Source organism: Steroidobacter sp., assembly GCF_016790065.1.
Taxonomy (GTDB): Bacteria; Pseudomonadota; Gammaproteobacteria; order Steroidobacterales; family Steroidobacteraceae; genus Steroidobacter.
Genome location: NZ_JAEUPY010000487.1, coordinates 11712 through 38577, shown reverse-complemented (window position 1 = coordinate 38577; position 26866 = coordinate 11712). Strand labels below are relative to the sequence as shown.

At 61.3% G+C, this 26866-nt stretch carries 18 protein-coding genes; 6 read left to right on the top strand and 12 right to left on the bottom strand.

Annotation, left to right across the window (positions count from 1 at the left end):
• The 4 genes from JNL55_RS20155 to JNL55_RS20140 form a co-directional block, all read right to left on the bottom strand.
• Positions 1-2683, bottom strand: a 2683-nt coding sequence (locus JNL55_RS20155) for a TonB-dependent receptor (RefSeq protein ID WP_293857873.1), incomplete at its 3' end; no start/stop codon positions are given.
• 91 nt (positions 2684-2774) lie between these two features.
• Positions 2775-3824 carry a FecR family protein gene (locus JNL55_RS20150; RefSeq protein ID WP_293857870.1) on the bottom strand — a complete coding sequence of 350 codons (1050 nt, stop codon included), beginning with the start codon at positions 3822-3824 and terminating at the stop codon, positions 2775-2777.
• Positions 3821-4387: an RNA polymerase sigma factor gene (locus JNL55_RS20145; RefSeq protein ID WP_293857867.1), complete on the bottom strand. Its 567-nt coding sequence runs from the start codon at positions 4385-4387 to the stop codon at positions 3821-3823. Before JNL55_RS20145 ends, JNL55_RS20150 begins: the two co-directional genes overlap by 4 nt.
• A 66-nt stretch (positions 4388-4453) precedes the next feature.
• Positions 4454-6562, bottom strand: coding sequence for a TonB-dependent siderophore receptor (locus tag JNL55_RS20140; protein WP_293857864.1), 2109 nt, complete (start codon positions 6560-6562; stop codon positions 4454-4456).
• 242 nt (positions 6563-6804) lie between these two features.
• Between JNL55_RS20140 and JNL55_RS20135 the strand changes: the two genes are divergently transcribed.
• Positions 6805-8130 (top strand): alpha/beta hydrolase, encoded by a 1326-nt coding sequence (locus JNL55_RS20135; protein ID WP_293857861.1) that lies wholly within the window; start codon positions 6805-6807, stop codon positions 8128-8130.
• Between the two features lie 92 nt (positions 8131-8222).
• Positions 8223-9068, top strand: coding sequence for an AraC family transcriptional regulator (locus JNL55_RS20130; RefSeq protein WP_293857858.1), 846 nt, complete (start codon positions 8223-8225; stop codon positions 9066-9068).
• Positions 9069-9076: 8 nt separating this feature from the next.
• Here the strand turns inward: JNL55_RS20130 and JNL55_RS20125 are convergent, their stop codons facing one another.
• From JNL55_RS20125 to JNL55_RS20110, 4 genes are all read right to left on the bottom strand, one after another.
• Positions 9077-11176: an Atxe2 family lasso peptide isopeptidase gene (locus JNL55_RS20125; RefSeq protein ID WP_293857855.1), complete on the bottom strand. Its 2100-nt coding sequence runs from the start codon at positions 11174-11176 to the stop codon at positions 9077-9079.
• A gap of 10 nt (positions 11177-11186) precedes the next feature.
• The gene (locus JNL55_RS20120) at positions 11187-14024 is read right to left on the bottom strand and encodes a TonB-dependent receptor (RefSeq protein WP_293857852.1); all 2838 of its coding nucleotides are present in this window, start codon (positions 14022-14024) and stop codon (positions 11187-11189) included.
• 96 nt (positions 14025-14120) lie between these two features.
• Positions 14121-15131 carry a FecR family protein gene (locus tag JNL55_RS20115; RefSeq protein ID WP_293857849.1) on the bottom strand — a complete coding sequence of 337 codons (1011 nt, stop codon included), beginning with the start codon at positions 15129-15131 and terminating at the stop codon, positions 14121-14123.
• Complete coding sequence (locus JNL55_RS20110; RefSeq protein WP_293857846.1) at positions 15128-15628, bottom strand: RNA polymerase sigma factor; 501 nt, start codon at positions 15626-15628, stop codon at positions 15128-15130. Before JNL55_RS20110 ends, JNL55_RS20115 begins: the two co-directional genes overlap by 4 nt.
• A 143-nt stretch (positions 15629-15771) precedes the next feature.
• Between JNL55_RS20110 and JNL55_RS20105 the strand changes: the two genes are divergently transcribed.
• Positions 15772-16440: a Fe2+-dependent dioxygenase gene (locus JNL55_RS20105; protein ID WP_293857843.1), complete on the top strand. Its 669-nt coding sequence runs from the start codon at positions 15772-15774 to the stop codon at positions 16438-16440.
• Positions 16441-16509: 69 nt separating this feature from the next.
• Here the strand turns inward: JNL55_RS20105 and JNL55_RS20100 are convergent, their stop codons facing one another.
• The 4 genes from JNL55_RS20100 to JNL55_RS20085 form a co-directional block, all read right to left on the bottom strand.
• Positions 16510-17148, bottom strand: a complete 639-nt coding sequence (locus JNL55_RS20100; protein WP_293857840.1) for a hypothetical protein — start codon at positions 17146-17148, stop codon at positions 16510-16512.
• A gap of 187 nt (positions 17149-17335) precedes the next feature.
• Positions 17336-18757, bottom strand: a complete 1422-nt coding sequence (locus JNL55_RS20095; RefSeq protein WP_293857837.1) for an amidohydrolase family protein — start codon at positions 18755-18757, stop codon at positions 17336-17338.
• A gap of 1 nt (position 18758) precedes the next feature.
• Entirely contained in the window at positions 18759-19982 is a 1224-nt protein-coding gene (locus JNL55_RS20090) for a P1 family peptidase (RefSeq protein WP_293857834.1), read from the bottom strand.
• Positions 19983-20012: 30 nt separating this feature from the next.
• Positions 20013-22493 (bottom strand): TonB-dependent receptor domain-containing protein, encoded by a 2481-nt coding sequence (locus JNL55_RS20085; protein ID WP_293857831.1) that lies wholly within the window; start codon positions 22491-22493, stop codon positions 20013-20015.
• 138 nt (positions 22494-22631) lie between these two features.
• Here JNL55_RS20085 and JNL55_RS20080 point away from each other — a divergent pair, with 138 nt between their 5' ends.
• Genes JNL55_RS20080 through JNL55_RS20070 form a run of 3 tightly spaced genes read left to right on the top strand, consistent with a single transcriptional unit; the run spans position 22632 to position 26781 of the window.
• Positions 22632-23228, top strand: a complete 597-nt coding sequence (locus tag JNL55_RS20080) for an RNA polymerase sigma factor (RefSeq protein ID WP_293857828.1) — start codon at positions 22632-22634, stop codon at positions 23226-23228.
• The gene (locus JNL55_RS20075; protein WP_293857825.1) at positions 23225-24400 is read left to right on the top strand and encodes a FecR family protein; all 1176 of its coding nucleotides are present in this window, start codon (positions 23225-23227) and stop codon (positions 24398-24400) included. The genes JNL55_RS20080 and JNL55_RS20075 overlap by 4 nt, the downstream gene beginning before the upstream one ends.
• A complete protein-coding gene (locus JNL55_RS20070) occupies positions 24397-26781 on the top strand; it encodes an LpqB family beta-propeller domain-containing protein (protein ID WP_293857822.1) in 2385 nt (794 codons plus the stop codon). The genes JNL55_RS20075 and JNL55_RS20070 overlap by 4 nt, the downstream gene beginning before the upstream one ends.
• The last annotated feature ends 85 nt before the right edge of the window (positions 26782-26866 follow it).

Below are 26866 nucleotides of genomic sequence, written 5' to 3'. Positions count from 1 at the left end.
TCACGCCTTCACTGTAGTGCAGGAAAAATGCCGTCTCCCAACCCGCCTTGTTCCAATAGGCACCGAGCACCGAGCGCCACTTAGGCACGACGCCCAAGCTAGTGCCGGTGAGATGATCGTCGACCACGGAGCCCAAGATGGTTTTGAACTCGAGGATACGAGTAGCGTTCAGATCGAACGCAAACTGTCCGGCATGGTCGGTTCGCACCGTGTACGAGGTGCCGATGTCGATACCCCGAACACGCCGATCGCCGCCGTTGTCGATACGCGAGTCCACCGTCGCCACGTTGGTGATCGGATCTCGCGTCAGTGAACCGTTGGGCGACGTACCGAACAGCACGCTCTGCACGCTGGGAAAATCGATCAGATCCGTCAGGTCGATGCGCCAGTAGTCGGCCTTCAACGTCAGACCAGCCGAGCGCAGCGAGTACACCACGCCGAAGTTATAAGTATCGGCCTGCTCGGGCTTGAGCCCCGGGTTACCACCTTCGACAACGTAGATAGGCGCGACGCCGCCGAAGAACGGATCCACGAGTCCGTTCAATTGGCTGGTGAGTTGTGGCGCGGTGAGATTGTCGACGGACGGTGCCTTGAACGCTTCAGCGAACGAGGCGCGCAAGATCAGCGATTCGTCGAACATGGCCAGCCGCGTATTGACCTGCCCTACCGTGGCGTTGCCGAAATCGCTGTACTCTTCGTAACGCACCGCTCCGCCAAGCTCCAGCGCGTTGATCGGTCCCGTGCTCGAAGGTGACAGCAGCGGCACGCGCAACTCGGCATACACCGAGTCGATCTCGCGTTCACCGTGCTTGATCTCGGTATTCAAGCCGCTCCAGTAAGTTTCGACGGTACGCCAGGTTTCGTCGGGAACATAGGAATAGTCCACCTTGCGATGCGCAGCGCCCGCGGCGAAATCGACCGAGCCGGTGGGCAGCCGGAACAACGGACCCGAAACCTTACCCTCGAGCGTCGTCACCTCATTGCCCACGTGCAAGCCACTGACGGCGGTCAGGCCCGCGAGTTGCGCGCCACTGTTCGCCCAATAACCGAAAACGTTGAGTGCATCGGCACCGGGACGTTCGACAGCTGCCTGCGCGCTCTCATAGACCACGTCGTTATAGTTCTTGGAGTCGACGGTCTTTCGATAGCGCGTGTAAGCGACTTCGTAACGATACTCGCCCAGATCGCCACGCACGCCGAAGCTGCCTTGCAAGTTGCGGGTGTCGTAGTCGGAGTACAGCGGCGCCAGTTCGTTGCCGCCGAACTGATAGTAGACGCTCACGTCCTGGCCGAACGGGTTGTAAACATTGGCGGCCGGCACATCGACGATGATCTGGGGCGCCACGTATTTGAACCGCTGATCGCGACGATCGTAGTAGCCCTCGCTGAACACCGTCAGACGTTGATCGACGATGTCGTATTCGGCCAGCCAATGCCCAGAGAGACGTTGATACGGCGGGAAAGTGCCGATCTCGTTGCCAGACCAACCCTGGTCGACGCTCGGCGTGACGAAGTCGGCCGGATTCAAACTGCTTTGTCCGGGACCGAACCGCGACACGTCGATCGAGCGGAACGTGTTGTTCGGCAGCCTGATGCGACTCGGAATCAACGCAGTCCGGCTACGACGATCGATGCCGCCGAAGCGACGAAAATCGCGGCTCGCGGAAATTTCACGATCTTGCCGTTCGATGCCGTTGCGATCTTGCCAGGACAGGCTGCCGCTCAGACGCAGGCCCGAGAGCTCGGTGCCGAACAGCATGCCGGCTCGACGAAACGAAGCATCGTGATCGGTGGTGTTGCCGTAAGAACTGACGAACTCCAAGCCCCGAATATTATTTTTCAGTTTGATGTTGACCACGCCGGCCACTGCATCGGAGCCGAAGATGGCCGACGCGCCGTTCTTCAAGATCTCCACACTCTCGATGGCTTCGGTGGGAATGGCTCCAATGTCGGGCACATCCTCGCCGCCGAAACGCCGGCCATTGACCAGCACCAACGTGTACTGATCGCCGATACCGCGCAGATTGATCGAAGTATTGCCGCCGTTGTATTCATCGTTGGCGGGCGTGGTGTTGAAGCCCGACACGATGGGCTGACTGCGCAACAGATCGGCAATGGATTCGCCGGCCGTTTGCTGGAACTTCTGCGCCGAGATGACTTGCACCGGCAGCGCGCCCATGTCTGCTGCCGCATTCATGCGAATGTTCGAGCCAGTGACGACTACCTCTTCGATGCCTCTGTCCGGCGCTTCGGATGGGCGCTGTGCTGTCGACTGTGTGGCCTCAGCTTGCGCGAGACGGATCTTGCCGTTGCCGGCGCTCATGTCAGTACTCGCGTCCGCGCCTACGCCCACACCGACACTGATCGTGCGATTGCCGACGAGCCTGAATCCCAGCTCCGTACCGGAGAGCAGCAGCGAGAGGGCTTGTTTTATTTGCATCTTGCCGGAGATGGCGGGCGCCTGTTTGTCCAGCAGCGACTCGGAGGAGAACAGAATCTGGCAATCGGATTGTTTCGAGAATTCGAACAGCGCATTTTCCAGCGACTGCGCCTGGATATGGAATGACACGTTCTCATCGAGTTGATTGGCGGCCAGCGCGATGGGCGCCGTGGCTACGGCCGCACTCAACACGGTTGTAGCGATGAACAAACTTCTCAGCGTCGTACTCACGATGCTACGCATCGATTGCTCCCCGGTCATTGTTGTTAGATACGCGGGGTAAGACGTCGAACGACGCATTTACTGTACTGCGTAAGTACGTTGGGTAAATGCGTTAACGCTCGCTGATCCTGAAGCCTGCCTCGGTGGGCGTGACCGAGACGGCAATGACGTCGGGCAGCGCTGCCACCCATTCTGCGATGCCATCCTTGGAAACGGCGCCGCTGAAATGTGCCTCGGCTGCGATGGCCGTGACTTCGACGTTGAGATCGGTGTAGCGTGCGATATCGGCGATCACATACTTCAGCGGCTCGTCGCGATAAATCAACCAGCCTTCACGCCACCGCGCCGAATCGTGGGTGTCCACTGGTTTGATGATCGCAAGCTCGCCTTGCGAGATCCCGTGCGTATACGTCAGCTGCTGACCACGCCCCAGCATGCCAATCGACTCAGGCACCGGCGCGTCAATGGCAGGCTCTGGCAGATTCGCTACTTTGACTCTGCCTTCGCTCACCGTCACGGTCAGTCGATCTTCGATTGCTCGGACGTTGAAAGCAGTACCAACCGCAGTAATCGTGCTCTTCATCGCCTCCACGACGAACGGTCGTCGCGGATCTTTGTGGACGGAGAAGTAGGCTTCGCCGGCCTGAAGATGTACTTGGCGGCGAGTTTCGGTCAGATCGACACTCAGCCGCGAATGCGCGCCCAACGTGATATGCGAACCATCGGCCAACTTCAGTTGTCGTTGTTCGCCGGTGCCAGTGACAAACTCACCTTGCTGTATCGGAGCGAGCGCGCGGTACGACACCCATCCAACGGCAACGAACGCAAGCGATGCAGCGACTGCAAGCAACGGACGCAGCCACAAGCGTTTGCTTGAGACTACCGCGCCGGCAGTTGCAACTTGGCTGTTGGCGAGCCACTCGGCGATAGGAATGGAAGCGTCGTAGTCTTCATCGGCGATCGCAGTGGCGGGCTTGGCCATCACCGCATACGGCGTAGTGTTCCAGACCTGCGCGATCTCTTCGAAGGCCTGTCGGTTCTGTTCGCTGGCCTCCAGCCAGCGCAACCAAGCCTGCAACGTCTCGGGATCAGGATCCTGTGCGGATTGAATCGCCAGGAACCATTCGGCGGCGTCGCGCTCAGTGGCGTCATGATCGTTCATGGCGCCCGCTCCCCAGACTCACCTTTGACCCGCACACGAATGTACTCGAGCGCGCGTGCGATATACCGCCACACCATTCGCTCCTGCAGCCCCAGGCGTACGGCAATATCGGCACAACTCAGCTCTTCGAGCCGGTACAGCAAGAACGCTTCCCGACATTTCTGCGGCAGCTCGTCGATGGCCTGACGCAACCGTTCGACCGCCTGCTCGCCCTCCAGCTCCCGCTCCGGGGACAGCTCGAACACCGCCTTTTCTACCGAGGCTGTCATGAAGCCGCGCCGGGAGCGGACTCGCAACCGGTCTGTTGCTAAATTAGCGGCGGTCTTGAATAGGAACGCGCGCAGGTAGCTCACGGCTTCCTCATGATCCAGGCTCAGCAGCCTGACGTAAGCCTCCTGAGCGACTTCGGCCGCCTCCTGCTTCGACCCCAGCCGCGCGGCGATGAAGCGGACCAGCGAATCGTTGTGCTCCCGGAAAATGCGTTCCACGTCGCTGACACGCGTATCGCCCCGCAAAGGCGGCAACTCCGGCGACGGCGGATTCAGGCGGGAACCGGCTGACATCGCAGTAAGACGCTCAGCGGCCTGTTTACTGTCATCCGGCATGAACTATTTTTTCAGGGCGCAGGTTTAGAAGTCGTAAGACACCCCGAAGCGATAGGTCCGAGGCTCGCCGGGCATCACAAAGGTACGTCCGTAGGACGCGGGGAAATAGTCTTCCTGGGTCAGGTTACTGACATTGAATCGTAGCGTGTACCGATCCCGATCGTAGGATACGCCGGCATCGCAGACCGTATACGACGGCAGCTCGAAGGCGTCACTTTCAGCCCCCACGTACTTCAGATCGCCCGCCTGCGCGCTGTAGTGACGCACGCCGGCGCTGAATCCAAGACCGCGCAGCAAGCCATCTGCGATGACGTACTTGGTCCAGATATTGAAGCCGTTCTTTGGAATGTTGACCGTCGGCGAGCCGACCACGAGCTCGTTGTCGCGAGTGATTTCAGCGTCGGTGTATGAGTAGTTGGCGATCACTTCCCACGTCGGCGTGATGCGTACCACCCCGTCGATCTCCACGCCGCGGCTGCGCTGCTCGCCGGTGGTGATGAACACATACTCTTCGGAGTTCGGATCGTCGGTGGCGATGTCCTGGCGCGTCAGCTGATACACGGAAATGGTGCCGGCCAGTCGGTCGCCGAACAGTTCGGTCTTCAGGCCGATCTCGAATTGCTCGCCGGTTTCGGGCGGCAGCGGGTCGCCAGCGGCCGTGACATAGCCGCCCTGCGGCTGGAACGACTTCGCATAGCTGGCAAACACGTTGGCGCCGGGCACTACCTTGAAGGTGACGCCGGCCCGCGGCGTGAACTTGCGGTCCTTGGCATCGTTGTCTTCAGTCCAGTCGTAGCGGCCGCCGAACAGCACCGAGAAACGATCGGTCAGCTCGACCTGATCTTGAAAGTAAGCACCGACGCGTTTGAGTCGGGTCGGAATCAGCCGGCGTACCGAGAAATCCGGCACCACTTCGCCGTATTGCGGATCGAACAGATCGATGGGCGCCAGGCCCGGGCCGGAAAAGCTGTAGTACGCGAAGCCTTGTTGCTGGTCGAATCGATAGTAGTCGATGCCACCCACCATGGTGTGCCGTGCGCTGCCGGTGGCCACCTTGGCAATCAGCTGATTGTCGACTGCGTAAGCCGTCGCCTCGACCTTTTGCTTGCGTGCATAACGATTCAACGTGCGCAGGTCTTCATCGACATACCACGGATAGATGGCCTGGAAGTCGACGTCGATGCTGCTGGCACGTGCCATTTGTCGAAACGACAGCGCGTCGCTGAAGTCGTGAGTGAAATCCCAGCCCGCCTGGCGTCGCTCGATGTCGGCGCCATCACGAAACGTCGGTTCGCCGATCGCGCGCGTGCGTGGAATGTTGCCGGCGGGATTGGGCAGCACCGTGCCTTCGGCCGGCAGCGGTTGCGCAATGCCGGTGTCTTCGCTGATGAACTGACCCAGCAAGGTGAGATGCGTGGCATCGCCGATATCCCACGTGAGTGCAGGCGCGAGGAAATAACGCTTGGCCAAAGCGACGTTGTCCACGAAGCTGCCGTGTTCGCGATAGAGAGCATTCACTCGCAGCGCCACTCGCTCGCCGATTTGCGTGTTACCGTCGACGCCGATGTCCATGTAGTCGTCGCTGCCAGTAGAAGCTTCGAGATGCAGAAACTGATCGCGCTTGGGCCGCTTGCTCACCAAGTTGACCAGACCGCCGGCGGGCGACTGACCGAACAGGCCCGACACCGGACCTTTCAACACCTCGACCTGTTCCATGCCGAACAGCTCTTCCTGGGTCCAGAAGGTCTGATCGGCGAGCAAGCCGTCGAGGAAAGTGAAGCCGCTCGAATCGAAACCGCGGATACGATAGAAATCGAAGCCCTGAAAGTAGCCGCCCGGGACCACGCCGCCGGCATTGCGTAACGCATCCTGCAGCAGCACGACGTTCTGATCGCTGAGCAGTTCGCGATCGATGATGGTGACCGACTGCGGCAAGTCGATGAGTGCCACAGGGAGTTTCGCACCCTGCGCCGGCCGCGTCATCGCATGACGTTTGGCGAGCACAGTAATGGCTTCGAGTGTGTCTCCTTCCTCCGCGTCAGCGCCCGCCGAAGCGCCTTGCGCCAGCGTAGCGGTCGCTGCAAAGGCCAACACCGTGGTCGCACCGACGGACCAGAAAGAACGAGCAGCCATCGTCATGTCGCAGTCTCCCAAATTGTATTCGTTGCCTGCGAATCCCTTCTTGGCGCTTGCCTGCGCGAATGACGCGCGGCGGTGTGTCGAGATAAAAACTTACCAGCGCCTCTTGGCTCATCCTGTCTTGTCCGGCACGGGCGGTATCGCGAGAGGGCCAATGCAGGCGCACTTGCTTCCGATGTGCGGCGCGCTGTGCCACATTCGCAACGCCCTTCCCCCGGACCTCGTGCGTGATCTCGATGAAAACATTCGCGTCACATGCCCTCGCGCTCGTAGCGCTACTGACTTGGGTCAGCTCCGCCACAGCCGAGCACAGCGCGGAAGTGCCCGAAATTACCGCCATCCGCTCAGCGACGCCGGAGACACGAGCTGCAGCGGTGGCGGCACTCTGGAGCGCAGTGGAAAAGCGTGGCACACCGCTGTTGGAGTCAGTGCCGGGACAACCGGAACAGATGCGCACAACCTTCCTGTGGCGACAAACCGAGACGGACAACGAAAGCAACGTCGGTCTGATCGCCAGCTTCGCTCCCGGCGGCAGCCGACAAGTCGTGCCCTTCGAACGCTTGCCGGGCACCGATGTGATGCAGACCAGCTTACTCGTCGACGCACGCGCTCGATATCGGTACTACTTGGCTTGGCCTCGCGGGCGCAATGACGACCCGCAGGCTGTCTGGCGCATGCAGGCGAATGGACTGACGTACGAACTGTTTGCAGATCCTCGCAGCCAACATCGTTATGTCGACGATTTCGATGGCGCACCCACACCGACCTCGTACTTCGAAGGTCCGTCCGCGCCAGCCGAAGCTTGGCTGCAACCCGATCCCTCGATCGCAGCCGGTGCCGTCGACACCTTCGAGATCACCAGCGCCATCCTCAACAACCGCCGACGCGTGTCCGTGTATACACCGCCCGGCTACGCACGAAGCTCCAAGCGCTTGCCGCTGCTGGTGCTGTTCGATCGCGAGGGCTACCTGCTCTCAGTACCGACGCCCACGATTCTGGACAACTTGATTACGGACGGCACATTGCCGCCGCTGGTCGCCGTGTTAGTGAGCGCCATCGACAACACCCGTCGCAGTGAGGAACTGGCGGCGAACGCGCAGTTCGCAAAGTTTGTGGTCGATGAGTTGCTACCTCGCGTACGGAAAAATTATCGAGTGACACGCGACCCACGACTCACCGTGGTTGCCGGCTCGAGTCTCGGCGGTCTTTCGTCGGCTTACCTTGGCTACCTGCATCCAGAAACATTCGGCAACGTGCTGTCCCTGTCGGGTTCGTATTGGTGGCATCCATCAGCCGACGGCGAACACTCGACGGCTCAGGGCAGCGGCTGGTTGCCGCACCAGTATGCGGCACGCCCACGACTGCCCTTGCGCTTTTACCTGGCAGTCGGCAGCGCAGAAGGCGAGCCCATGCTGGCACCGAATCGGCTGTTTCGCGACGTGCTCACCGCCAAAGGCAATCCGTTGCGCTACGACGAGTTCCAAGGCGACCACAGCTATCTGAATTGGCGCAATGGCTTGGTGGAAGGCCTGAGTTTCCTGCTGCCCCGGCCAAGCCCGTGACCTCATCGTCGGCGCCGATTGCGTTACGACCCGGGCGCGCCTATAACCGTGATCATCGGTCACGGGTCGATCCGTCTTCGCCTGCAAAATTCATGGTTTCGAAGCGCACCCCCGCCAAGCTCCAAGACATTCCCCGTCCGCTAGCTGCGCTAGCCGAAGAGTATTCCGCGGGCCATGTCGAACCCACGCATCAACATCTTCGCGGCCAGTTGCTCTATGCCAGCAAGGGCGTGATGTCCGTGCTCACTCCGGCTGGCGGCTTTGTCGTGCCGCCCGAGCGTGCGGTTTGGCTGCCGCCGATGACTCCGCATGAAGTGCGTTGTCCCCAGAATGTTTCGCTCCGGACGCTATACATCGATTGCCAATCCAACCCACGCCTGCCCAGCAGCTGTTGTGTCATCGAAGTGTCGGTGTTGCTGCGTGCCCTGATCGACGCCGCGGTCGATATCCCGTTGGAATATGATTTTGCCGGGCGCGAAGGTCACATCATGGCGCTGATCCTCGATGAGATCGGCGCGATGCCGGTCGCCCCGTTGTCCGCTCCCATCCCCGCAGATCCTCGCCTGGCTCGCATTTGCCGCACGTTGTTTCGAGAGCCGGCACAGAATCAAACACTCGCCTATTGGGCACGAGCCGCGGGCATGAGCCGACGCACCCTGACGCGACTGTTCCGACGCGAGACCGGCATGAGCTTCGCCGCTTGGCGTCAGCAAGTCCGCCTGCTCGAAGCCTTGTCACGACTGGCGGTCGGTCAACCCGTCACCGCCGTGGCGCTCGATGTGGGTTACCTGAGCCCGAGCGCCTTCACCGCCAGATTTCGTCAGACCTTCGGCACCACACCCACCCACTACTGCACCCAGGGCATCGACGCCGAAGCCGGCGTCGCCGCCCACATGCCCAATCGCCCGCCCAGGCGTCGTCCAGGGATTGCAGCGTAAGCGGCTCCTCAGGCCGGCCCGCGCAGCTTGCGCCAGCGCGAGTACTGCTCCGCTTTGTCGGGGCTGGCATCTTCGCTATTCAGCAGCCAGAAACGGAACCAATCGATACTGCGCTCAGCGATCGCCCGCTTGTGCTGAGGTTGCCATTTGATGTGGTACTCGTCCGGGAACACATAGGTCTCCACCGGCTTGCCGGCATCCAGCAATGCAATGTGAATTGGCAGCGTCGCGAGTAGCTCGGCGTCCGGCGCCTGGATCAGCAACGGCGTGGTGACCTTGTCGGTGTTGTACACGATGGAAGCAACCCGACCGCGTTCCGATACCTGCTCTGCATTCTGGGCGCCGAGCGCATATTTGATCATCTCGTTGCGGTACCAGGTGTTCGGATTCAGATAGAAATATTGCGGCCGTGACCAGGCACCGCTGACCGCCGCCGCGGCGAAGCGTGTGGAGTTGAACAGCATGAACTCCACATTGTCCGCACCATGACTCAGCCCTGTGACACCGACCCGACGCGGATCGATGATGCCGCGCTGATCGAGCTGGTCGATGACGATGTCGAGTGCACTCAGATCCATGCGTCGCTCATGTCCGTCGCGCAGCGATGCCTCGATCCACGCCCCGAGGTTCTTGGGGTCATTGCGCATGTTGAAATTCGCATCCGTGGGGCAATCGAAACTCAACACCGCCATGCCGGCAGCCGCCAGCGGATAGATGGGGTACTCATCGCCTACGCCGCCGTTGAGAAAGCCGCGCGAGCGGTACTGAACGATCACCAGGGGATAACGGCGACCGGGCTGGTAGTCCGGCGGCAGCACCAGATGTCCGAACGTCGGATTGCCGAAAGCGTCGTGCCATTCCAGCAGCTCGACCTTGCCCAGGTCGAAGCGTGCGAAGTCCGGATTGGGATCGAGCACCGTGCGCAGCTTGCCGCGCTCGAGGTCGATGCTGACGAGACGGTTCGGCAGCGTGGGCGACTCGTACAGACAAACCAGTCGGCCTTGCGCCAACTTGCAGGCATCGAGTTGGTCCTCAGTGCGATACACCTGGCGAGGTGCGCCACGCTTATCCGGTGCCCACACATAGAAGACGCTGAAACGATTGGCATGGCCTTCGCGACGGCGGAACACGATCTGGTCATCGCGCCACCACACGTCGTTCAACCGACCGTGACAGGCGGGCGCGTCGCATCGCTTGCCATCCACATAGAGCGTCAGCGGCGGATGCAGACCAGGAAACTCGCGAGGATTCTCATTCTCCAGCCACGCGCTGCGCGAGCCGGCCAAGTTGCGAATGACTTTCTGCACTTGCCGAGTTGAGTCGAGTCCTGCAACTGCCGCCGGCCGCTTGCGCAACGAGTAGCCTTCTTGCTCGTCGCTAGTGGCGCCGCGTTCTTGCCCTGACGCCAGCTCCAGCACGCGTAGCGTGGTGCTACATTGCCTCGATCCGCTCTGCGCAGGAGCCTGTTCACGCTTGCAGATCGGCCACAGTGGCTTGCGACTCGCATCCGGCATGAATCGATCGTCGAGCAAGTAGCCTCGATCCCCCTCCTCCTGCTCCGCCGCCAACATCGCCTCGTGCTCACGGCCAGTCTCGAAGTACAACGACTCACCATTCGCGGACCATTCGAACTCCATGACATCCGCCGAGCCGTGCGTCAGTTGTTGCTGAGTTACGCCATCGGCACTGCTACGCCAGAGCTGCACAGTGCCAGCATCCTTGCGCAGATAAGCAATCCATCGCTCATCCGGCGACCATTGCACGGTAGGCGCGACACGCCCGCCCATCAGGGCGCCCTCATCGCTGCGATCCAAAATGACGTCGCCACCCTCGCCGACGCGAATCGGTGGGCCCCCGGCGATGGCTACGACATGCCAGCTCGATCGATAGGTGCGAGCAGCAAAGTCCGCCTGCTGCAGCTGAAATGCCACCGACTTGCCACTCGGCGACACGCCTAGCGTGCCCCCGAGCGCGCGCAATTCGACCAAGTCAGCCGAACTGACGCGAGGCTGCTCCGCACTCAAACCCTGGCTCGATGTAGCGCTCGCCGCATCGAGAGTGAGCGCAGTCAGAAGCACACCGCAAACCAACGACCATTGAATCTTCATAGCGAGCACCTCAGAACTGCACGCCGAAGTGCGCGGTGACGAATCGACCGCGGATGTCGTATTGCGCGGGGTCGTAACCGATGTACCCCGAGCGATGATCCGAGTAGCGAGGCAGCGAATCGAGCGCGTTGACCACGCTCAGCTGCAGATAGGCATCCCGCAAATAGCGATTGTTGGCGGCGAACGCACGACCGAGGTCATATTTGGTCGACAGATCGAACAACCAGAAATCGCCCAACTCGCGCCTGGACACGCCAGCGAGCGGGTAATCGGCATACGCCCCCAAATAGCGCCCCGCCACGTTTACCGAGTAATCCCCGAGCGACCACCCCAGACTCAGCACGCCCTTCCAACGCGGTCCCCAGGCATCGTCGTCGGCCTTGCTCAGTCGATCGGTCATCGGCAAGCCCGGCAGGATGGCCGCGTCGTATTGATACATCTGGCTCACCCGCAACCCGGGCTGCCAAGTGCCCGCGGCGGTCGATAGCGAATAGCTCACATCGAAGTCGAACCCGGAAACTTGCAACTCGCCGAAATTCACAAAGCCGACCGACACTGCCTGGATTGCTCTCGTAACCGGATCACGCGTCACGTAGCCGGGAAACAGCGCCTCGTAGTCGACGATAGTCTGTGGATCCAGCACGGTGGTGCGGTCGTACTGCTTGATCTGCCACCAGCTCAACGAGGTTTCCAATCCATCGATCTGCGTGGGCGACCACACCAGGCCGGCCGACAACGACTCGCCGCTCTCAGGCTTCAAACCGGGCGCGCCGCCGTAACTATAGATGTAACTCACCGACTCGCCGCCACGCTGAGGATCGGTCACGCAGCACTGGTTGTCGGCGGTGTACACCGGGTAATACAACGAAATCAGGCTCGGCGCCTTGAACGCTTCGGCGTACGCGGCTCTCACCAGCAAGCTTTGCCAGGGTCGAAATTCGAGCGCCAATTGCGGCGTGGTGTGGCCGCCGAAATCATCGTAGTGGTCGTAACGAAGCGCACCGCTCAAAGCCAGCAGGTCACCAGACTGTGCTGTGGCACCCGCGATGATCGGTACGTGAATCTCCGAGAACACCGACGCCACTTGGCGGTCATAGGTGAAGTTGTAGGCTGAGTCGGTGGAATAGCTCGCCGTCTCACGCCACTTCAAATCGTTGCGGACGTACTCGGCGCCGAGCACCACGCTCACATCGCCGGCCGGCAGCGCGAACGCTGTGCCGCGCACGAAGCCATTGACGATGCGGCTACGATCGGACGTGTGCAAGTTGAATTCCGTGAAGATCGATCGCAACAGTGCATCCGAAGCCGAAGCGCCGGTGGTGAACAGGTTCAATGCCGTTGCCGGATCGGACGAAGCCAGCGCCGCCGCACGATTGGCTACGTTGAGCGCGCCGCCGCGTTGATCTCCGAATACTTTCTCCCCCGCCTGCCACGCCGCGACTTCCCATTTCCAGTCGCTACCGAACGTACCGCGGGCGCCGATCAGCGGCCGCATGAAGTCGACGTCAGTCTCCACACCGGCGAGCGCGCCAGCCGAGTTGAAGCGATAGCTCACCAACACGTCCTGGCCAAACGGATTGAACGCGTTCGAGGCGGGCACGCGCGTCCTGTTCAACGTCCAGTGAGTGAATCCGAATTCCTGATTCTGTCGCGTGTACAGGAACTCTGCGAACAGCTCGACTTGCGGCGTCAACTGATAGCTGCCGAAGCCGAAGACACTGGCCCGCCGCGCGATGGGAATGAGTGCGCGCTCGCTCGTATAGCGGCAGCGATTGACCGCTCCGGCAACAAAGTCACCGCTCTCGGTCATGGCCGCCGTCGGCGAGTTCAAGCCAGGCAGGTTACTACCATCCACCGAATACACCGTGCCTGGATTACAGCGATCGATCAGAGTGCCGTACGCGTTGCTCGACACGATGCTGCGCTCGGTGCCGACCAGATCGCTGCGTTGGTAGTAGCTACCGATTAGGGAGATTGCGCCGCGGTCGCTACTCGCGCCCCAAGCCACGTCCGCCGATTTCTCATCGATGCCGGAAGCCCGGCCGTAACGAACATTACTTTGTACGCCGTCGATCTCTTTTTTAAGAATGATATTGACCACACCCGCCAGCGCGTCCGAACCGTACACGGCCGACGAGCCTTCGGGCACCACCTCGACGCGCTCGATCACTCCCGAAGGAATGTTGTTCAGATCGAGATATCCGCCGAAGCCCGCGGTGGTGCTGCCGCCGGTGACGCGACGACCATTGACCAGCACCAACGTCGTGCCCACCGGCAAGCCGCGTAGCCGCACGGTGCTTTCACCGAAGTAGGTGGCGGAAGAGTTTTCAGGACTGGCGAGCGAAATCTCCGGCAGCGTGCTCAGAAAATCGGCGACCGTCATTTGGCCGCTGCGCTCGATGTCACGGCGGGTGTAAATGTTGACCGGCACCGGGCCTTCGACACCGGCGCGCGACAGGCGAGAGCCGGTGACGAGTATTTCTTCAACGTCGCGTGCGCTTTCGTTCGACAGTGGCGCTGGGCCCACCAGCCACACGCCCTGGGAACCTCTGCGAAAAGCGATGCCGGTGCCTACCAACAGCCGCCGCAAGGCGGCCTCTGCTGTGAATTCACCGATGAGCGGCTGACTGGTCTTGCCTGCCAACCTCGCGGCATCGAACGACAGCTGCTGGCGCGCCAGGCGCGCAAACATCTGCAACGCGTCGCTGAGCGGCTGCGCTGGAATATCGAGCCGATAGCTCTCGGTTTGAACTTCGGCGGCAGCACCGGTCTGCGCAGCGACGATCGCGGGTGAGCACAAGGCCAGCACCGCTGCAGTGATACAAGGGCGAGAAAATATGACGGCCACGAAACTTTCCCCATTTGTTTGTTTGATGCCAGAGCCTGCGCTCCGAAATATTTTCAGTCGCGCATGCCAAGTAGACGCATCAAACAGAAAAGTTCGTCAGCGAGTGCTGCGGAACACGCGCCGGCCCGCCACCTCATCGACACGCACCGGGAACACGCCGGTCACGCCCTCGATGAAGGCCTCTGGCTCCCCGGCCGCGAACACGCCGCTGATGCGCACGGTCGCGGCTTGCTCATCGCCGATCTCGAGGGGCACGTTGGTGTAGCGATTCATTCGTTCGACCGCCGTGGCCAACGGCTCGTCATTGAAGGCAACCTGACCGGCTTCCCACGACGCGGCACGCAACAAATCGACAGGTTGAGTTTGCGCGACGGCCTGCTCAGTCGGTGCAATCAGCTCGCGCCCCGGCAACAACCCCGGATCGCGCTGGTGGCGAGTGGCGGCGGTGATCGTCACCGGCTGCAACGTTTCCGTGGCCAGCACTTCGACCGCGCCTTCGTACAACACCACGCGCACTTTCCGGGAGAGCAGCTCGACGCTGAATTGGGTTCCTGTCGCCACCACCATCTTGTCGGCTGCGCTCACACTGAAGGGTCGCAATGGATCTTTGGCGACCTGGAACTTGGCACGGCCCCGACGCAACGACAAGTCACGGCGATTGCCGTTGTAACGCACGGCGACTTCACTCTGTGCGTCCAGAGTCAACATCGAGCCGTCCGCCAGTGCAATCACCTGCCGTTCACCGATGCCAGTGACGTAGGTCACGGGTGCGAAGCGCACCCACAACGCGGCGCCGATGAGAATCACAACAAGCGACGCCGCGATCGACACGTAACGCCAGCGATGGCTCGTGCCACGACTCCAGCTTGCCGCTTCCGCACGGCGCAGCTTGTCCAAAGCGCTGCGCCTCATCTCGATGAGCTGCGGCGACAGATGACTGCGCTCCAATGCCTGCCAAACCCGCGCGGCATCCTCGAACGCGAGCGCATTCTCCGGGTCGGCTGTCCAGACGTCGAAGTCGCGACGCGCCTCAACCGACAAATCACCTTCGGCGAGGCGCAGGCACCACTGACTCGCCTGCTGCACGCGATCCGTCGCCGTGATCATGTCTTTTCCCTCACTCGCTGAATCAAATGCGAAATGGCGCGCGACAGATGGCGATCGACGCTGCTCACGGACATGCGCAACGCTGCGGCGATGGCGCGCTTGTCCACGTTTTCCAACCGATACAGGATGAAGGCCGTGCGAGTCGCTTCCGGCAGTTCGCTCAAGGCGTCGCCCAGATCCGCCAAGATCTCGCGACCCACCGCCACCCGCAGCGGATCGAGCTGATCGATACCGACGCTCTCCGAGGCCAGCGCGTCGACCCGATACTCGAAACGCACCTTTTCGCGGCGTTGCCGGTCCCGCAACAGGTTGCCGGCCATGCTGAAGATGTACGCCTCAGCCGACTGCATCTGCTCGCGATTCATCCCGGCGAGGCGCGCGAACACCTCTTGAGTCAGGTCCTCCGCCTCGGCGCGATTACCCACCCGGCGCAGAAAGAACGCCATCAGGCCGGGCCGGAAGGTCCGGCTCAGCCGATCGAACGCCTGTTTTTCCACGGGCGGGAGACTGTCGCTGGCAAGCACAACCTGGTTCCGCTTGGGGCCCCTGCATAATAAGACGCACCAGTGCGGTAAGTTACTCAGCAAAACAGCGCCGAGTGGCTGGCGAGAGGCTACACTTTGCCGGGAGGGGGCCAACTATGTTCTGTATCGCCGATGTTCTGTCTGCCGAGCAGTTGCGTGAAGTGCGCCGGCTGCTGGCCGAGCAACCGTACCAATCCGGCAGCAAGACTGCGGGCTGGGCGGCGACGCTGGTCAAGAACAACGAACAGCTCGACCCCAAGGGCAAGCATTTCGAGAAATTGCAGCAGTTGATCGTCGCGGCGCTGGCCGCCAACGAAGTGTTCACGCTTGCCGCCATGCCCAAGGCGCTGCGCCCCATCACCTTCAGCCGTTACACCAGCGGCATGGGCTATGGCGATCACGTCGATAACGCGCTGATGGGCGAAGGCAATCGGATCCGCTCGGACCTGTCGTTCACGCTGTTTTTATCAGCGCCCGGCGACTATGAAGGCGGCGAGCTGATGATCGAGGACACCTTGGGCACGCACGATCACAAGCTCGATGCCGGTGCGTTGGTGCTCTACCCTTCGGATACGGTGCATCGAGTGGCAACCGTGACCTCAGGAGTGCGGCAGGTTGCGGTGGGTTGGGTGCAGAGCCTGATTCGGGATCCGCGTCAGCGGCAGATTCTGTTCGACCTGGAAGTCCTGCGACGCCAGCTGTTTCAGCAGACCGGCAAGACCGCGCAGTTCGATTCGTTGTCCAAGTCCTGCTCCAATCTGTGGCGAATGTGGGCTGAGCCCTAGTAGCAGTCCTGGTGAACCAGAGCGATGCGGCTGAACCGAAGGTTCCAACCGCATCGCCCGGATGCGCTACTAGTTGTGAGCCAGCTTGGTCAGCTGCTTGCCCTTCACCAGCTTCATGCCCTTGCCGTCGATCTTGCCGTTGGCATCGAACAGCGCGATGTCGTCCAGCAGGATGGTGACGTACTGGCAGGACTGCTTGGCGCCGCCCTTCCATTTGATGTCCAGGCACAGCTGATGATTCTTGATGGACCAGGTGCCTGCCGTCGGTGCCACCGGAATCTTCCAGCAGGTCTTGCCGTCCGAGGACATGGAGTAGCCCTCGCCTTCCACGAAGCCCTTCGGACACTTGCTGGCTTCGCCCAGCTTCTCGAACGAGGACGAGGTGCCGGAGAGCGTGCCGTCAGCGGCGAAGAAGTAGTCGTAGTGCCATTTCATGGTCAGGGTGTTGCCCTTCACCACTTTCTCGATCTCCGGACCGGTGAGCGCCGGCGCGACCACGGAAGGCCACATCGGCGTGAGGCCGGCACCATCTTCTCCGCCTTCACCGGCGAAGATCTTCTTCAGCGCGTCGTCCAGGTTGCCCTGAAAGGTCGGCGCGACTGCGTCCGTGCCGCTAGGAGCAGCCGTTGCCGCCTGCACCATCACGGCGCCAGCAGCCAATGTCACGCACGTACCCAAGCCAGACCAGATTTTTCGCGATCGAATCATTGTTGTGAGCTCCTCTACGAGGCCGTTAATTTGCAGCAGACGGACTCGGCAATGTGCCACTCAATGTCGCTACCTGTCCTCCGTGGGATCACTGAGCATGAGCGGCCGGATTCGTGGCAGGCCTGGCCTCTCGCATCTGCCGCCAGCGCCGAGACAGCCCAGCCGATGGGTCAAGGATTGTTTTTGATCACCAACGGCGCCCGGGAACCGTCTCCTTGGGATTGGGCTCGGGCACCGGCACATGCGGCGCGATGACGACCGCGCCGTTTTCCAGAATGACGTGACCATCGCGGATCACCAACGACACGCGACGCAGATCGTCCAGCGAGCGATCCGGCTGGCCATCGACGACGATCAAGTCGGCCAACTTGCCAGGTTCCAGCGTGCCCAGCTTGTCGGCCATTCCCAGAATCTCCGCACTGGTGCGCGTGCCTGCCACCAATGCTTGCTCGATGCTGAAACCCGCGGCGACGAATTGCTTCAACTCCGTAATGTAGGCATGCGGCAAGTAGCGAAACCAATCGCTCACCAGGTCCGTGCCCACGCCGAGCCGGATCCCGGCACGCTTCAATTTGCGTAGCATCTCGAAGTTGCTGTCCTTGGAGAAATCGAAGCGGCGCGAGGTCGAGCCGAAGTACCCGCCCGCCAGATCGAAGATGTATATGTAGGGCACCAGCGTCGGCACCGAGGCGGTTCCCTTGCGCGCCATCAATTGGATGGTCTCGTCGCTGCGAGGTAAGGGATGTTCTATTGTGTCGGCGCCAGCCTCGACCGCCCATTGGATGTAGAACGTCTCCGCATCCACGGTCACCTTCAGACCCAGCGTGTGCGCTTCATCCACTGCGGCCGCCACTTCATCCCGCGAGTAGTGACTGGCTAGCTTGATCAGGTCAGCGCCGCGCTTGAACTGCTCGCGAACCGCTTCGCGCCAGTCATCGGCGCCGGAGGCTTCCCGAACTGCTGCATGAGGTTGCTGATGGCAACCGGTCTGCCACAGCTCTTCAGCACCATGCCCACCCGTTCCCGTAATCAGCTGGCCAGCTGCAAACACTCGCGGACCAGGAATGCGGTTCTCAGCAACCCATTGCTTCAATCGAAACGGTGCGTTACCCACCGAGGCCACGTCTCGGACGCTGGTAATACCGGACTCAGTGTAGAAGCGCAGCCGCTCCATGCCGCGCAGCGTGGCCGACTCACCTTCGTTTTCCTGCTGCTGGGATACACCGGGCTCGGTGTACGTGAGATGAGTATGCAAGTCGATCAATCCAGGCATCACCGTCTTGCCGGCAGCGTCGGTCACTCGTGCGTTCGCCGGCCACTGGTTCACTCCCGGCGGCAGCACGGCGACGATGCGATTTCGCTCGATGACCACGGTGGCGAGGCGTGCCGCGCTGCCCGTGCCATCGAACACGCGGCCGCCGCGAATGACCAGACTTCCCTCCGGACCTCGCGGCGCCGGAGAGACTGGCACCCGACGCGGATCATCCGATACCGCAGTGGATGAATTCAGCCACGGCCGACGGTTATCGGGCCCTTGCTGTGCCAGAGCCGGCACAGCGGAGAGCATTGCCAGCAGCAAGCAGGCCGGCCGGAGCGAACAGAGCGTCATCTCAATTCTTTCTCGCTTGCAGTCTGCCGTACTTTTTCAGAATGGCTCGAAGTTCGTCGTGGGGAAGCGCGACCAGACCAAAGCCACCGACGCCCGTGATCGACGTTGCGTTGATCATCGCGTTGGTGATCGCCTCTTCCGTCGCCTGCACCGCCGCCTCGAAGATCGGTGTCAGCTGATCGTTGGGATGAATGCGCACCGTCTTCGGCTTCATCTCCACGCTTTCGATATTCGGGTTGGCGGTAGAGAACGCGATGAAGATGTCGCCCGAACCGTCGCTACCCGCGTCCCCCATGCGTCCCATCCCGGCGGCCGGCCGCTTGGCGAGACGTTTCAGTTGATGGGGCAACAACGGTGCATCGGTCGCCACGACGACGATGATGGAGCCATCGCCGGTTTCGGCACGGTTGGGACGTCTGCCGTCCGCAGTTCGCTGCTGGCCAGGGATGCCCGGCAAGTATTTGTCTGCCAGCGCTTCGCCAACCGGTGCACCGCCGATGCGCAGCCATTGCCGCTTACCGAAATTACATTGCACCAGTACGCCGACCACGAAGCTCTGCGACTCGACTTGAACGACCCTGGAAGCCGTGCCGGTGCCACCCTTGAAGCCGAAACACGCCATGCCGGTGCCGCCGCCGACGTTGCCTTGTGCAACGGGCCCGGGACGCGCGCTGGCGATCGACGCCAGCGCGTGCTCGCGAGTCACATGAAAGCCGTTGATGTCGCTGATGAAGCCGTCATAGGTTTCTCCCACCACCGGCACGAACCAGTCGCCCGGCCATTGGTTGCTCACCAACCATTGCACTACCGCGTCGCGCACCACGCCAACGCTGTGGGTATTGGTGATCATCACCGGTCCATCGATATAACCTCGTTCCTCGAGCCACACCGTGCCGGTCATCTCACCCGCTGCGTTGCTGGTTTCCCAACCTGCAAACACTGGCGTCGTAGAGTGCTTTCCGCGCGGCAGAATCGCGGTCACTCCGGTACGCACAATGCCTTTGCTAGCATCGAGATGACCCTCTCCCTCGATCAACGTGACGTATCCCACCTCGACGCCGTCGACGTCGGTAATCGCGTTGTAGCGCCCGGGCGTGCCGGCGAACGGCACGCCCAGGTCACGAGCTTGCACCGCTTCGGCCTGCAAAGCCGGTGACATTGCACAGGCTACGAGCAGCGACATCGTTGCCAGCCGGCGCAACACTGCCTCGTTATTCCATTTCATCTGTGATCTCAGTGTTGTCCCAGTTTTGGCTCAGAGCCGGTATTCGAGTTGCACGCCGATGGTGCGGGGCCGAATCCTGGCCTCACGCTGCGGATTGAAGGGGAAGTGCGTCACCACCGGATCTTCATCGAACAAGTTGTCCGCAAACAGCGAGATGGTCCAGTTGGCGGGCGCTTCGACGGCCAGCTCCAGTCGAGTCAGTATCACGTCATCGGCGATGGCCAGAATCCTTCTCGGACCGGACACAGTGCTGTAGAGCCGCGGGCTGGTGTAATTCACTGAGGTGAGCAGCGAAGTGTTCCAGCCTCGCGACGAAGTCGGAAACGCATAGTCCAGCGACAGACCGGCGTTGTACTTCACTGAGTCCACCAGCCGATCGCCTTTGTCGAACCACAGAATGCCGTTGGTGAAGACTTTGCTGTCGAACGCCAGATCGTTCCATGCAAAGTTCAGATCGACATTCAGATCTCGAATGGGTTCGAAGCCGAGGCGCAGTTCAGTGCCAACACCGCTGGCGCTCTGGCCGTTCGTCAATGCCGAGAAGGTTGGGCCGCTCGGCGGTACGACCACGCGGCTCAGCTGCAAATCCTTCCAATCGATATAGAACACCGCCACGTCGTACTTGAGTCCGCCGTCGAACCAGCGGCCCTTGGAACCGACTTCGTAGCTGTTCAACGAATCCGGATCGGCCGCCGGCAGGTCGGGCACCACGGCGAGCGTCAACTCATTCTGGTTGCGGCCGCTGCGAAAGCCCTGCGCATAGGAGGCGTAGAACATCGCGTCGTCACTGGGAAACCAGCTCAGCACGGTGCGGGGCGTGACTTTTTCGAACGTGTCTTCGACCGGGCCAGCCGCCGTGTTGAGATTGTCGACGCTGACGGTGTCTCGGAAATAGCGTGCGCCTAAAGAGAGCTGCAACCGATCGTTCATGAAGCGGCGAGAGAGTTCGCCGTAGACCGCGATCGACTCCGACCGGTATTCATCGTTGGCGAACGGAAAGATGCCGGGCCCCTCCACGCGGATGGCGGAGAACTGCTGAAAGATCGTGTCCTTGGCATCTCGATACATCGCACCGCCCGACCAGCCCCACGGCCCCGTGGAGGTGGAATTGAACGTGAACTCCTGAGCGAATACCTTGGCGCCAAGATCGGTGAACAATGAGTTCTGGTTCGGGATGTAACGCAGATCGAGTTCGCTGTCGTTCTGGTAGTCGATGTAACTAGTGGCGCTGCGCATGGCCACATCGGCAAACCGGTAGTCGATCACCGCTCCCAAGACATCGTAGTCGAACGACAAAGGCTCGAGCCGCGCCGAGGCGTTGACGCGACCGTCCAATCCCATATCGGGACTGCCCGTTTGAGTTTTCGAATGCCAGCCTGACAGCGTGAACGACAAATCGTCGGTCACTTGAGCTTTGAGCTTCAGGCGCAGATTGGTGACTTCCCGATCGTTGGCGTCCTTGACGCCGGCGTTGGGCCGATCGATCCAACCGCTGTAATCGCTGAATCCCGCCGTCGCGCGTGCCGCCACCTTGCCGCTCACGATGGGAATGTTGACCGACAGATCGCCGCGATAGTTCTCGCCACCGTCTTCGGTGCTGGAAAGCAGCGTGCGCGCCTTCAAACCGAAAGCTTCGAGATCCGGATCGCTGGTCTTGATCAGCACCACGCCATTGAGCGCGTTGGCGCCGTAGAGCGTTCCCTGCGGTCCGCGCAACACTTCGACGCGAGCCAGATCGAACGAGCCTGCGTCCGGCAGCACCGCACTGCTCACGAATCCGAACGGAATGTCGTCGATGTAGTAACCGACAGTGCTGGCGCCAGAAAACAATGGATAGTTCACCGAGGCGCCGCGGATCGAAACAGAAGCGCCGCCCGTCTGTGTGGCTTCGTAAAGACCGACGCCCGGCACTTTACTGAGCTCGCCCAGCACACCCAAAGAGTGCGACTTGTCGAGTTCCTGCCCACTGATCACGGACATGGAGATGGGCACGTTCTGCAGACTCTCCTCGCCTCGTCTTTGCGCCGTGACGATGACTTCTTCTTCAGCCATGCTCCGGGTTTGTTGTCCGTCAGCCTTGGCCGCTTCCGAACCTGCCCCAGCCTGCGCCAAGCGCATGGTTCCGGAGGTATGAGCAGCGGTGTGCGCGCCACGCACCACCACCGTCTCCGCATCGACGAACTTGTAAGTCAGCCCACTGCCCTTCAAAAGGATGTCCAGTGCTTCCACCGCGGTGTAATCGCCCCGCACCCCAGGGGTCTGGAAGACTTGCAATGTCGCGCTCGGAGCGGTGACTTGAATGCCCGCCTGCTCGGAGAAGCGCAGTAGCGCAGTGGCCAATGACTGCGCCGGAATGTCGAACACGACGGCGCCCGCTCGCTGGCTTTGCAGCGTCGAGGGCGTGGCGCTGTGGACGGTTGCGCTGGCGAGCAAGATGCTCGCCCCCACCAGAGCCCCTCTTAGAACGCACCAGTCGGCCTGACGGCTGTGGACGTAAGATGTGATCGTCATTCGTTCTCCCCAAGTTATGTACGACCAGCCGCGCCAATGCTCGGCTGCGCGCCCTTTAAACGCTCCACGAGTATTTTTTTGCGATTCGGATCGCAAAATTCCGGGCCGCCGTCGTTGATAGGTACGGGGTTACTGCCAATGAAGATGTGTCCACAAGAACCGCCCGAGTCTCCGCCTGGCTCCGCCACCGACGGAGCGCAATCGCATTCGGGCACGCAGGCGGATGGGTCACGCGCCGAACTGGTGGCGAGGCTGTTTCGCGAGCATAACGAAGCACTGCTGCGGTTCCTGTCCGAGCGCCTGAGTTCACATCACGAAGCCAAAGAAGTGGCTCAGGAAGCCTACGTGAAGCTGCTGAATCTGGATCGTCCCTGGGGCTTGAGCTATCAACGGGCACTGCTGTTCAAGACTGCATCGAACCTGGCGATCGACCGCCTGCGACTGCGCACTCGCGGCCTGCGGGCGATGCAAGGCGGCCTGTTCGAGGAACTGCGAGACAACCCCACTCCGGAGCACATCGCAGCGGTGGAACAACAGGTCGAGCACCTGGAGCGGCTCGTCGGAGAAATGCCGGCAAAGTGCCGCCAGGCCTTCCTGCTGCACAAAGTCCAGGGATTGGAGTTTGCGGACGTCGCCCATCGCATGGGTTTGTCCGAGCGCATGGTCCGGGACTACGTGATGCGCGCCATTGTCTATTGTCGAGTGGGCTTGGATGCGGTGGAGCAGTCCAAATGAACAAGCCCTCCGCCGCCCGCGAGCACGACCCGATCCTGCGGCAAGCCGTCGCATGGTTCATGGAGGTTCGTGAGCCGCAGGTGTCCATCGCACGTATCACCGAATGGCAGCAGTGGCTGAGCGCGGACCCGCGACACCATGCAGAGTACGCTCGCGTTGAGAGCATGATGTGCGCAGCCGACGCCATGCGCGCCCCTTGGCCGAAGCCGCATGATTTAGCTACAGACTGCTATGACGGCAAGCAAGGTATATGGGAGTGGCTGGAATCCGGCGCCAGTGCACCGAGCGCAGCTCAGTCGTCAGCACCGACACCACCCTCGATCGCCGCTGTGCGGACGATCGCTTGGACACGCTTTCGGCGCTGGCCGTTATGGACTGCCGGCACGCTGGCCGCAAGCATGCTGTTGATGTTCGCCTTGCTGACGGCGGGTTATCTTCGCGAGATCAATCTGCCTGGCTTGTTGACCTACCAACAGACGCAGACGCCGTCCGGAGGCACGCTCAAGGCACTACTGCCCGACGGCTCCACCGTTGACGCCGGCGGATACACGCTACTGCGCACCGTGTATACCGCAGGGGCTCGTACAGTCACGCTCAAACACGGCGAGGCGTTCTTCCGTGTCGCTCCCGACGCTAGTCGACCTTTTACGGTGCGTGCAGGCTCCACGACCATCACCGCTGTGGGCACGGCCTTCAATGTACGCTGGTCCGGCGATCATGTAGTCGTGGCAGTCGCTGAAGGAACTGTGAAGGTCAGCGACGACCGCTTGGTTCTGCCGCCTTCGGATGACAGGCCTCCGCTCAGCCACTCGACCGATCAGCACGACAGCACGGCGCGCCTGACCGCCGGCCAGCAGCTAACGGCATCGCTCGCCGGTGCGACGACAGCGATTACCTCGATCGATGTGCGTACCGTGGCAAGTTGGCGTGAAGGTCGACTGAGTTATCTCGATGAGCCGCTGGCCGGCATCATCGCCGACGTTAATCGCTACACCGCTCGGCGCATCGAACTCGCCGATCCGGCTTTGGGCGAGCTGCGCATCACCGGCACAGTGCTGGAGCACAACCTGGATGGCTGGTTGCTGGGACTGGAAGAATCATTTCATCTGCGTGTGATCCGCCACGCCAACGGCAGCATTGAATTACAGCAGCGGGATGACGTTGCCAAATGATTGACCGCACCGTGTTGAGCGCGGTGCTGCTCCTGCTGGCAATGACGACCGAGGTGCATGCCGACTGGAGACATCGCTACCCGAAGTTGCAGAGCTTCGGCCATCACCTTTATTTCGAAGCATACAACCTGCCCACGCTGAATGCCGGGCCGACCGATCCGGCGCCTTCACCCGATGGCCGCCACGTCGCTTTCGCGGCACGCGGCTGGCTTTGGTTGTTGGATCTTGAAACGCATGTCGCGCGGCGCATTACCTCGGGCGCTCACATGGATTCGCGGCCGGCTTGGTCGCCCGATGGCCGACACCTCGCCTTCGTTCGTGACGATACCCGCGACACCTCCATCGTCATGCTCGATCTCAACGAAAACCGCGAGCAGCTTTTGGCTGGCGAGCCGGTGCTGGAACTCGACCCGACGTTCTCGCCCGACGGCCGCTTTCTTTATTACTCTTCGGCCACCGCAGGCGATTTGGATCTGTGGCGCCTGGAGTTCGCTACAGGCCAGCGAACTCGGCTGACGGATCACAAAGGCGCCGTGCTGCGCCCTCTCGTGCATCCCGACGGCGAGCGGGTGCTGTACTTCTTCGACAGCGGCAGCGGCCCCGATGAGATTCGCATTCATGATCTTTCGGATGGTAACGAACGCACCCTCTATGCGGGCAACATCCTCTCGCACAGCCGTCCCGCATTGAGCCCCGACGGTCGCACGGTAGCTGTGACATTGCCGTCCAGCAGCGAACCTGAGCTGCGATTACTACCGTTCGACGAGCCACGTTCGGCTATCGTGCTCTCCCGAGGACTGCCACTCACTCCAGCATGGAGCGCCGAAGGCAAAGATATCTATTTCACGGAAAGCGATGCGCAGGAACGCATGGTGTTGAAGCGGGTGCCGTATGCGGGCGGCAACGTTATCGACGTGCCGATCCACGCGTGGCACTGGGGCGTGCCGACGGCACAACTTCGGATCAAAGGTGACGCCGCTCGGCTCGCCGTTGTGGATGCTCAAGGCCATCCAGTCCTACCGGATGCCGGCCAGCCGAAATTCGACTTGGCCAGCGGCGCAATCTATTTCTTTTCTCCAGGTACGACCGAAATCACCGTGCCAGCAGGCGACGTACGGATCTCCGCCGTGCGCGGCCCCACAACTCCATTGAAGGTCATCCGCGAAAACATCGAGGCCGGAACGACGCGTGACATCTCCATAAAGCTGGAGCCGGTGTGGGACACCCGCGCGGCTGGCTACATCTCGGCAGATCATCATCTGCACCTCAACTACGGCGGCCCCTACCGGCTCACTCCAGAAGATCTACTCCTGCAAATGCGCGCCGAAGACTTGGACTTCGCAACGCCAACCGTCGCCAATCTGCACGAGCGCCTGGAAGATCGGCAGTACTGGGGCTGGCAGCAATTGAGTGAACCGCCGTTCCTGCAGTTCTCGCAGGAAGTCCGGCCGCACTTCTTCGGACACATCGGCATCATCGGCGCCAATGAGCTGTTCTGGCCCTGGTTCTGGGGCCCGTACTACGAGTCTTATCGATGGGACGACCGCCTCAATGCGGATGCATTACGCCACGCTCGCAAGCAAGGCGGCGTCAACGTCTACGTTCATCCGTACCCGACACCGCATTCGCTCATTCCGGATGCAGTGCTGGGCGAAGTGGACTTGTACGAGCTGTCGTGCCTGTGGAGCGACGCGCTCGGCGCGGCAGGCGTGTGGTATCAGCTGCTAAACCTCGGCCTGCCGATTGCACCGAGCGCCGGCTCGGACTCGATGGCAAATTTCTTTCGCATCATGCCCGTGGGCGCAACGCGCGCTTACGTGCGCACGCCCCAACCGTTCAAGCTCGATGACTATCTGCGAGATCTAAAAGCCGGTCGGAGCTTTGTCACCAACGGGCCACTGCTGGATCTTCGGGTTGCAGCGGCGCGCCCTGGCGACGTGCTCGATGAAAAGTCAGCCGCCGTTCAATGGCATCTCGATGTTTACAGTGCAGTTGCATTCGACAAGCTGGAGCTGCTCATCAACGGCGCAGTCGTCTGGCAAGGCAGCGGGTTGACCAAAGCCGGTAAACGCAGCTTCTCCGGCAGCATCGCGATTCCCGAAGGTGGCTGGATCGCCGCGCGCGCTCACGGCGGACGAATCTCCAGTTGGCCGGCGATGGATGACTACGCCTTCGCTCACACTTCGCCGATTTGGATCGGCCGGCGTGGCAGCACGCTTCCCGCGACCGAACGTGCAGCGGCGTCTGCGTTACTCAAGATCGTTAGCAGCAGCGAAGAGAAACTTCGCAAAGCATTCGAAGGCGCGCCGATCCCCAGGCTACAGAGCCATTTCGAAAAGGCGCGTCAGACGCTGCAGCAGCGCCTGTCAGAAACGGAATGAGGGGTTTCGTTTCTATGTGCATGCTTGCGACTATGCACGCGCAAGCGCCGGCATCTAGCAACGAGTCGGCGGGCCGTGAGGCTTT